The sequence below is a fragment of the Devosia riboflavina genome, assembly GCF_000743575.1.
GTDB classification, from domain to species: Bacteria; Pseudomonadota; Alphaproteobacteria; order Rhizobiales; family Devosiaceae; genus Devosia; species Devosia riboflavina.
Genome location: NZ_JQGC01000030.1, coordinates 108,257 through 116,394, shown reverse-complemented (window position 1 = coordinate 116,394; position 8,138 = coordinate 108,257). Strand labels below are relative to the sequence as shown.

At 61.9% G+C, this 8,138-nt stretch carries 9 protein-coding genes and 2 tRNA genes; 5 read left to right on the top strand and 6 right to left on the bottom strand.

The window, feature by feature from the left end:
• Positions 1-101 precede the first annotated feature (101 nt).
• The 3 genes from JP75_RS22230 (at position 102) to JP75_RS22220 (ending at position 2,631) form a co-directional block, all read left to right on the top strand.
• Positions 102-503: a MarR family winged helix-turn-helix transcriptional regulator gene (locus JP75_RS22230; protein WP_035086994.1), complete on the top strand. Its 402-nt coding sequence runs from the start codon at positions 102-104 to the stop codon at positions 501-503.
• Between the two features lie 60 nt (positions 504-563).
• Positions 564-1,859, top strand: a complete 1,296-nt coding sequence (locus tag JP75_RS22225; protein ID WP_035086993.1) for an MFS transporter — start codon at positions 564-566, stop codon at positions 1,857-1,859.
• 79 nt (positions 1,860-1,938) lie between these two features.
• Positions 1,939-2,631 carry an outer membrane protein gene (locus JP75_RS22220; protein WP_084587872.1) on the top strand — a complete coding sequence of 231 codons (693 nt, stop codon included), beginning with the start codon at positions 1,939-1,941 and terminating at the stop codon, positions 2,629-2,631.
• A 70-nt stretch (positions 2,632-2,701) separates the two neighbouring features.
• Here JP75_RS22220 and JP75_RS22215 read toward each other — a convergent pair.
• From JP75_RS22215 to cpdR, 3 genes are all read right to left on the bottom strand, one after another.
• Positions 2,702-2,776 (bottom strand) — tRNA-Val (locus JP75_RS22215).
• A gap of 29 nt (positions 2,777-2,805) precedes the next feature.
• Positions 2,806-2,880, bottom strand: a tRNA-Val gene (locus tag JP75_RS22210).
• Between the two features lie 159 nt (positions 2,881-3,039).
• Entirely contained in the window at positions 3,040-3,399 is a 360-nt protein-coding gene (gene cpdR / locus JP75_RS22205; protein ID WP_035086991.1) for a cell cycle two-component system response regulator CpdR, read from the bottom strand.
• Positions 3,400-3,754: 355 nt separating this feature from the next.
• Between cpdR and JP75_RS22200 the strand changes: the two genes are divergently transcribed.
• Both JP75_RS22200 and hisN read left to right on the top strand, forming a co-directional pair.
• Complete coding sequence (locus tag JP75_RS22200) at positions 3,755-4,597, top strand: N-formylglutamate amidohydrolase (RefSeq protein WP_084587871.1); 843 nt, start codon at positions 3,755-3,757, stop codon at positions 4,595-4,597.
• Between the two features lie 344 nt (positions 4,598-4,941).
• The gene (gene hisN / locus JP75_RS22195) at positions 4,942-5,736 is read left to right on the top strand and encodes a histidinol-phosphatase (RefSeq protein WP_051961172.1); all 795 of its coding nucleotides are present in this window, start codon (positions 4,942-4,944) and stop codon (positions 5,734-5,736) included.
• A 3-nt stretch (positions 5,737-5,739) separates the two neighbouring features.
• Here the strand turns inward: hisN and JP75_RS25585 are convergent, their stop codons facing one another.
• Genes JP75_RS25585 through JP75_RS22180 form a run of 3 tightly spaced genes read right to left on the bottom strand, consistent with a single transcriptional unit; the run spans position 5,740 to position 8,113 of the window.
• Positions 5,740-6,261 carry a TadE/TadG family type IV pilus assembly protein gene (locus JP75_RS25585; protein ID WP_084587870.1) on the bottom strand — a complete coding sequence of 174 codons (522 nt, stop codon included), beginning with the start codon at positions 6,259-6,261 and terminating at the stop codon, positions 5,740-5,742.
• A complete protein-coding gene (locus tag JP75_RS22185) occupies positions 6,258-6,797 on the bottom strand; it encodes a TadE/TadG family type IV pilus assembly protein (protein ID WP_051961167.1) in 540 nt (179 codons plus the stop codon). The genes JP75_RS25585 and JP75_RS22185 overlap by 4 nt, the downstream gene beginning before the upstream one ends.
• Positions 6,794-8,113 (bottom strand): TadE/TadG family type IV pilus assembly protein, encoded by a 1,320-nt coding sequence (locus JP75_RS22180; RefSeq protein ID WP_084587869.1) that lies wholly within the window; start codon positions 8,111-8,113, stop codon positions 6,794-6,796. Before JP75_RS22180 ends, JP75_RS22185 begins: the two co-directional genes overlap by 4 nt.
• Positions 8,114-8,138: the final 25 nt, after the last annotated feature.

Sequence of the window (8,138 nt, the reverse complement as noted above, 5' to 3'; positions counted from 1 at the left end):
CCTTACAAAGGTGTTGCACTTCGTTTGAGAACTCAGGGGATCTCTGTTTCAAAACACAGCACACCTTGCCAAACCCAATTTACGGGCATATACCCGCACCCATGCAAAACGACGTCTGCCACGCCACTCAGCTCCGCAAAGCCTATCGCAAGGCCGCGTCGCGCTATGACGATCTCCTGTCGCCCCTCGGCATCAATATCGGCCAGTTCAGCCTCCTCAGAAACATCAGGCGCATGGCCCCCGTCTCCCTCACCGACCTCGGCACGCGCGTCGAACTCGACCGCTCCACCGTCGGCCGCAATTCCAAAGTGCTCGAACGCATGGGCCTCATCGCCACCGTCCCCGGCAAGGACAAGCGGGAGGCCATGCTGACCATCACCGAGAAAGGCCACGACATTCTCGATGCCGGCGCCCCGCTCTGGGATCAGGCACAGCGCGAATTCGAAACACGCCTCGGCCCTCAAAACATGAAGGTCCTCGCCGACCTCCTCTCCTCGCTCTGATTTCTTTACCCATAAGCGGGCATATGCCCACATATCCGCCAGCGGAAAGGCACTCACAAAATGATCTCCAACAGCGTCGCAAGGTGGATGGAGGCCCGCAACCTGCACTATGGCTGGATTGTCGCGGCAACGACCTTCCTCACCATGCTCGCCACCGCTGGCGCCATGGGCTCTGCCGGCGTCATGATCCAGCCGCTGCACCAGGAATTCGGCTGGGACATTGCCGACATTTCCGCCGCCATGGCCGTGCGCCTGGTGCTCTTTGGCCTCCTAGGCCCCTTCGCCGCCGCCTTCATGAGCCATTTTGGCATTCGCCAGGTGGTCACCACTGCCCTTGGCCTCATCATGGCCGGCATCGTGGTCTCCTTCTTCATGCGCGAAGTCTGGCAACTCCTGCTGCTCTGGGGCGTCGTCATCGGCGCGGGCACCGGCATGACGGCTCTCGTCCTCGGCGCCACCGTCGCCACCCGCTGGTTCTCCAAGCGCCGCGGCCTCGTCGTCGGCTTGATGACCGCCAGCAGCGCCACCGGCCAATTAATCTTCCTGCCCATTCTCGCCTCGCTCACCGAAGCCTATGGCTGGCGCACCGCCATGACGCTCGCCGTCGCCATCATTGCCAGCGCCATGGTCCTGGTTGCCCTCCTCATGCGCGACCACCCTGCCGATCTCGGCCTACCCCCCTATGGCGACGCAAGTATCACGCCCGTTCCCAAGCGCGAACAGAGCCTCCTCAAGACGCTCGCCTTGCCCATCGTCACCCTCAAGCAAGTCGCTGGCGTCCCCGCCTTCTGGGTTCTCTTCGGCACCTTCTTCATCTGCGGGCTCTCCACCAATGGCCTCATCCAGACCCATTGGATTTCCATCTGCGGCGATTTCGGCATGGCCGCCGTCACCGCCGCCGGCACGCTCGCCGTCATCGGCATTTTTGACTTCTTCGGCACGGTCCTTGCCGGCTGGCTCTCCGACCGCTTCGACAACCGCTTCCTGCTGTTCTGGTTCTACGGCCTGCGTGGCCTGTCGTTGATCTATCTCAGCTTTTCCGGCTTCACCTTCGCCGAACTCGCCATCTTCGCCGTCTTCTACGGCCTCGATTGGGTCGCCACCGTCCCGCCAACCGTAAAACTCGCCGCCGACAATTTTGGTCGCGAAAAGGCAGGCCTCGTCTTCGGCTGGGTCTTTACCGGCCACCAGCTCGGCGCCGCGGCCGCCGCCTATGGTGCCGGTGCCCTGCGCAGCGATTTTTCGACCTACCTGCCGGCCCTGCAGCTTGCCGGCGCCATGTGCATCATCGCAGCCATCGCCGTGCTGCTGCTGCAAAAGCCGGGCTCCCTGCGTACATTTCCGCAGCCCGCCTGACACAAGCAGGTTCCCCGCCTTCACCCCTCATTAACCATAAATCGCCAGATTCTTTGGTCGGTGAAGGTGGGAACCGGCAATGAAACTGGCGAGCCTATTTATGTGCCTGACGCTTCTGTCGGCGCCCTCCGCTCTGGCGGCAGATGTCTATGTGCAGGATTTCTCGCTCCGCACCCATTCTGCCGGCCACGATTGGTCGGGCACCTATATCGGCGGACACCTCGGCTACGGCTTTGGACAGAGTCAAAACCGCTGGGCGGCGACGCCGAGCGGACCATGGCAACCCGACGGCGACATCAAATACCAGAGCCTGCTGGCTGGCCTTCACGCCGGCTACCAGCACCAGTTCAATGCCTTCGTCATCGGTGCCGAGGCCGATCTCTCGATCGGACAATTCCGCGGCGACGATTCCCAGTTTGCCGGCCTCGTCAACACCATCGACATCAACGGCTTCGGCACGCTCCGTGGCCGCGTCGGCCTCGCCCATGACAATCTGCTGATCTATGCCACGGCAGGTCTCGCCGCGGCCGATTTCAGCAAGGGCGACACCTCGAACAATTTCACCAGCCGCCATCTGGCCTCCGGCTGGGCGGCCGGCGCCGGCCTCGAATGGGCGCTCGCCGACAATCTCAGCCTCCGCGCCGAATATCTGCATATCCGCCTGGGCACCGTCGAAACCGGTATAATCGGCGCCATGGGCGGAGGCTACCTGCACCGCGCCGAGGCTCCCTACCTCAATATCGTCCGCACCGGCCTCAACTACCGCTTCTAGCCCGCGACCCAAACGCCGGACGCATCAAAACAGCGCTGGTCAGCGCCGATAAACAGTAATGTCATGAAAATGGTGGGTGCGACAGGGATTGAACCTGTGACCCCTGCCGTGTGAAGGCAGTGCTCTCCCGCTGAGCTACGCACCCGCTGCGCTTGCGCAGGGAAAAAGAAGAGATGGTGGGCGTAACAAGGATCGAACTTGTGACCCCTACGATGTCAACGTAGTGCTCTCCCGCTGAGCTATACGCCCATCTCTCCGGGCCGGTTCGGCGTTTGCCTCTCCGGTGGCGCGGATAGACCACAAAAGAACCGTAGCGGTCAAGGGGTCAATCTCACGCCTGTGGATTTCTTCTTTGTGCATACCCCGCAAAACGCGAAAACGGTTTTGCTTCAAAGGCATGCAGCGCCATCAGGCCGCGAGCAGCCGCTCCACTTCGGACACGAGATCCTTGAGGTGGAAGGGCTTTGACAGCACCGACGCATCTTTCGGCGCGTCGCTGTCCGGGTTCAGCGCCACCGCGGCAAAGCCGGTGATGAACATAACCTTGAGGTCGGGATCGAGTTCGGTCGCGCGCCGCGCCAGTTCGATCCCGTCCATTTCCGGCATCACGATATCGCTGAGAAGCAGCGAAAACGGCTCTTCGCGCAGGCGCTCATAGGCGGAAAGCCCATTGTCGAACGAAACGACTTCATAGCCGGCATTCTTCAGCGCCCGGGTCAGGAACTGGCGCATGTCGTTATCGTCTTCGGCGAGCAGGATGCGCTTCATCAAAAACCTCTTCAGGCATGCCCCCCGAAAGTGGTTCCGGTTTCGGGACGAGGACACGCGTCAAAAACAAGGGCCTGAAGCGTATGGAGCGAATCGTGGGGATCGCGACGCGCTTCAGGGGCCAATCCGGCAGTGAGTCGTATTGAGCCGATATTTAATTCAGATTTGTCCCAACGCAAACGGCCTCACGCCATCAGTGCGTCTTTTTGCAATCAACTGGACAAGTTGGCTGCGCCGCGCGACACTTGGGTGACAGCAAATCACTCGACCGCGCGGGAAGCGCGGCCCCCGTGGAGGCAGCGTGCGATCCGACTATTGGGATCAACCGGCATTCGAAACCATACGGCCCCGTCGCATGGTCGCGCCACTTGTGTTCAATTCGCCCCATTCCGGCCGAAGCTATCCCGATCGCTTCCTCGCCATGACCCGGCTCGATCATCTTTCGATCCGCCAGTCCGAGGATGCCTTCGTCGATGAGCTGTTTGCGCGCGCGCCCCATCTTGGCGCCCCGCTCCTCAGGGCGCATTTCCCGCGCGCCTATCTCGACGTCAATCGCGAACCCTGGGAACTCGATCCCACCATGTTCGTCGATGCCCTGTCTGACCGGTTCAACACCACCTCGCCGCGCGTCGCCGCCGGCCTTGGCACGCTGGCCCGCGTCGTTGCCGAAAATAAGCCGATCTACCGCGAAAAACTGACCCTCGATGATGCGCGCATGCGCATCGAGGGCATCTACCACCCCTATCACGCGGCCCTCCAAAACCTCCTCACCGAAGCCGCCACCAGCTTTGGCGTCGCTGTGCTGATCGATTGCCACTCCATGCCCCGGCTTGGCCGCCATGGCGAGCGGGCGACGCCCGACATCGTCCTCGGCGACCGCTATGGCACGACCTGTTCGCCTGCCCTGATCGATCTTGTTGAAACCGGCTTCATCGCCGCTGGGCTGAAGGTCGCGCGCAACCGCCCCTATGCCGGCGGCTTCTGCACCCGCGCCTATGGCCGCCCGCAACACGGCGTCCATGCCCTCCAGATCGAGGTCAGCCGGCATCTCTATATGAACGAGGCGACGCTGGAGAAGAATGCCGGCTTCGAACCGCTGCGCCAGTTGATCGAGGGCATGATCCACGCCCTGATCGGTCTCGACCTGATGACCCTGGCTGCCCCCACCGCCGCGCCCGAGCGCGCCGCGGCCGAATAGCCCTTCCACACAAACAAGGGCCGCCCCTAAAGGCGGCCCAGTCAAGGGAGGAACGATGCGCTCCGGTCCGGCGCAAGAGCTGCCGCAAGGGCCGGAATGCACATCATGCCACTGAAGGCTGAACCTCTTTTCGGTCCCGCACAAGGCTCCACGCGGCCTCGCCTGCCGTTCGACACACGCTTGTTGCAAAAATGAATCATGACGGATGGACGACATTTCCGCCCCAGAAGCCGTCACGATCCTCGGGCAAAAAGCGTAACTGTTTGAGGCGCGTCGGCATTTGTCCGCTTGCTCCATGCCGCGCCGCCTCCTAAACCAGCTTCGCCTGCCGCTGGAGGATTTTCATGGCCACGCAACTCGATTTCGCCCGTATCGAAGCCACCCTCCTCGCTGCTGCCGATGCCGCTGCGGCGCACACGCTGCCGCTCTTTCGCACCGGCCTTGCCATCGACAACAAATTGACGACCGGCTTCGACCCCGTCACCGAGGCCGACAAGGGGGCCGAAAAGGTCATCCGCGCCATCATCGCCGACGCCTTTCCCGATCACGCGGTGATCGGAGAGGAATGGGGCACGAGCGGGGAAAGCCCCTATACCTGGATCATCGATCCCGTCGACGGCACCCGCGCCTTCATCTCCGGCGCACCGGTCTGGGGCACGCTGATCGGCTTTGCCGTCGATGGCGTAGCCAAGGCCGGCATCATGAGCCAACCCTTTATCGGAGAAACCTTCATCGCCGTTCCCGGCCATTCGCGCTATGAGCGCGGCGGCCTCACCCAGCCCAATCGCGTCAGCGGCCTCACCGATCTCGCCCCGGCCCGCGTCTTCACCACGACGCCAAAACTCTTCAACACACCGTCGCTCGCCGCCAAGTGGCACGCCGTCGAAGGCGCCACGCGCCTGCAGCGCTTCGGCATGGATTGCTATGGCTATGCTCTCCTCGCATCAGGCCATGCCGACCTCGTCATCGAGCCCCATCTCAATACCTATGACATCGCCGCGCTCGTGCCGATCATCCGCGAAGCCGGTGGCGCTATCGCCTGCTGGGACGGTTCCGAGCCCACCGCCGGCGGCAATGTCGTCGCGGCAGCCAGCCAGGCCCTCCTCGACAAGACCCTCGAGCTGATCAACGCAGCTTAAAACCTATTGGAACGGGATCGCCGTCACGAAGCGCGGCCGATGCACGGCATTGGCCGTAAAAGTAATGTCGCTGAACCCGAAGCCGGCAAACATCGCCTCATGCGGCACAAAGCTCTCGGTTACCAGCACGGTATCGCCATTGGCGATCTCGGGCAGGATGGAGGTGGGGATCGGCGTGGTGGGAACATTGCTGCCGACGCTGTGCGACCAGCGCAACACGAAAGCGCCATTGTCCCTCGCGATCGAACTGATGCGCAACCCGCCATCATGCGCGCTCGGCACCACATTGAGCATGAGATTGAGCATGCCGGTCAGGGTCGAGGCCGAGACCGAAGTTTGCCGCGACAGCATGTCGCCAATGGTGAATGTGGCTTTTTCAACGCTCTGCGCATTGCGCAAAAGATCGAAAGCGGTCACCGAGCCCAGCAAGACCAAGAGCAGCACCGGCGCGAGCAATGCGAATTCGATGATCGTCGCCCCGCGCTCGCTTCGCTGAAATTGCCGTAACGCCCGCCTCGCCATCATGCCGGCTCGTTGATGAAACCGGACTTGGACACGAGCCGCACGGCCCCCGTCTCGTCCTTGGAGAGCACCAGTCCCAGGCCAAGGCCCGGCGTGAACAGCTCGACCACATAGCAGGCGCGTACGAACACGGTCTGGGTCCGCTGCCCGGCATCAAAGCGCAGCACCGGCTGCAATGTCGTCCCGCGATTGAGGCAGCGCGCCGCATCGGTCGGATAGCTCGCTGCACTGGTGATCGGGATGAGTTCGAGCGCCAGGGTCTTCTGGCAATCGATCAGCACCACCGCCTGCGCGCAGATGCGATCCCGCATGGCTTCCTGGGTCGGATTGGCGAAGCTGCCGATCCGCAGTTCGCGCACCGTCAGGTCCAGCGCCCGGTCGAGCATGATCGTCTGCACCATGAGCCAGCCGGCTTCGAGCGTCGAAAAGATGATGGCAAGCAGGATCGGCACCAGCAGCGCAAACTCGATCGCCGCGGCCCCCTTGGTGTCGCGTCCGAACCGCCGCCGTCTCCTTCCAGCCCTCACCAACGGGTTCATTGCGTCAGCTTGATTTTCTGGATCGACATGGCGATTGACTGGAATGCCGCCCCGATATCCAGCCCTTTGACGTCGTAGAAATGCGCCGGGCTCGAAGCGCAATTGCTCATCTGCGCTGCCCCGGTGCTGTCGACCTGAAAGGCGATGGTGAACACCACAACGCCATTGGCTTTGGCACGATTGCACACCGCATACATATTTTGCAGTGGCGTCCCGCCATTGGAGAGTGACTCATTGTCGACCGCGGGCGTGCGGGGATAGTCGTACTTCTTGGGCTGATACTGAGGTGAAATGGCGCCGTCCGTCATCAGCACCAGGACTTTCAGCGTCTCGCCATCGTCAAACGGGGCCGGCCGGTCTGCAAACTGATTGGGCACCAGGCCAGCCGCCACTGCCTGGGCGACTATGGGTTGCGCGGCAGGTTCAAGCATCAGCATGCCCCACTTCATGGCGATAGCCGTGCCGGTGCCGTCGTGCATCCTCATGGCATCGATTTCGGCCTTCAATACATCTGCGTCATTGGAGAGATAGGTGATCGCCGTTGCTTCATAGGGACACCAGGCCCATTCGAGTCCAGGCTCATTGACCCCATTGTGGTTTTGCGTGAAATGCGCCGTTTGCAGCCTTTGGCTGAAGGGAATGAGGCCCATGCCATAGTCGCCGGAGACAAAGTTCAGGCAAGATGAATATGAGTGCTTGCGCGGCACGCCCAGGATGCTGAACATGGCCGCACCCGGATTGGCCGAGCCCGCATAGGGCACTATGGTGATCGAGGTCGTGTCCTTGGTGCCCTCGGTCAGCAGCGCATCGATGAAACTCTTGGCAGCGGGCCGCAACAGGCTGATGCGCGTTGGGGCACCCGCTGGGGTACTCCAGCGCATGGAGCCGGAAATATCCAATATCATCGATACTTCGACGTTCCGGCGCCGTTCCTCCGCGCTGGCGCGAGCCATCATGTCCATTGAATTGATGCCGATGAGCGGCAAAAACGCCGTCGCCAGACTGTAGCGTGCGGTAATGGTTACTTCGCGCGCATTGAGCGAGGTTTCATAATCGTATTCGAGGTCGACTTCGTCGATGAAGGAGACTGATTTGAGATATTCAGCGGCCGTCTCTTCAACGCTCAGGTCCTGCGTCAACGACGCTGCTGCAAGCACCGCTCGATCCACGCCGTCCTGCAATTGTGCCCGATGGGCCTCATACCGGGCTATGTCAGTCGCTCCACCCGCCAGCACCAGCATGGGCAACAGCATCAGCGCTGAAATAACCGCGACGTTACCCTGCTGATCCCTCAGCAATCGCCTCAACTGACTCATCGGGGTCCCCAAGACCCTTCTGGGT

Coding starts and splice junctions, on each gene's coding strand:
- JP75_RS22200 (WP_084587871.1), top strand. CDS start 3,755: ATGGTCGCGCCACTTGTGTTCAATTCGCCCCATTCCGGCCGAAGCTAT.
- JP75_RS22180 (WP_084587869.1), bottom strand. CDS start 8,113: ATGAGTCAGTTGAGGCGATTGCTGAGGGATCAGCAGGGTAACGTCGCG.
- JP75_RS22225 (WP_035086993.1), top strand. CDS start 564: ATGATCTCCAACAGCGTCGCAAGGTGGATGGAGGCCCGCAACCTGCAC.
- JP75_RS22230 (WP_035086994.1), top strand. CDS start 102: ATGCAAAACGACGTCTGCCACGCCACTCAGCTCCGCAAAGCCTATCGC.
- JP75_RS22185 (WP_051961167.1), bottom strand. CDS start 6,797: ATGAACCCGTTGGTGAGGGCTGGAAGGAGACGGCGGCGGTTCGGACGC.
- hisN (WP_051961172.1), top strand. CDS start 4,942: ATGGCCACGCAACTCGATTTCGCCCGTATCGAAGCCACCCTCCTCGCT.
- JP75_RS25585 (WP_084587870.1), bottom strand. CDS start 6,261: ATGATGGCGAGGCGGGCGTTACGGCAATTTCAGCGAAGCGAGCGCGGG.
- cpdR (WP_035086991.1), bottom strand. CDS start 3,399: ATGAAGCGCATCCTGCTCGCCGAAGACGATAACGACATGCGCCAGTTC.
- JP75_RS22220 (WP_084587872.1), top strand. CDS start 1,939: ATGAAACTGGCGAGCCTATTTATGTGCCTGACGCTTCTGTCGGCGCCC.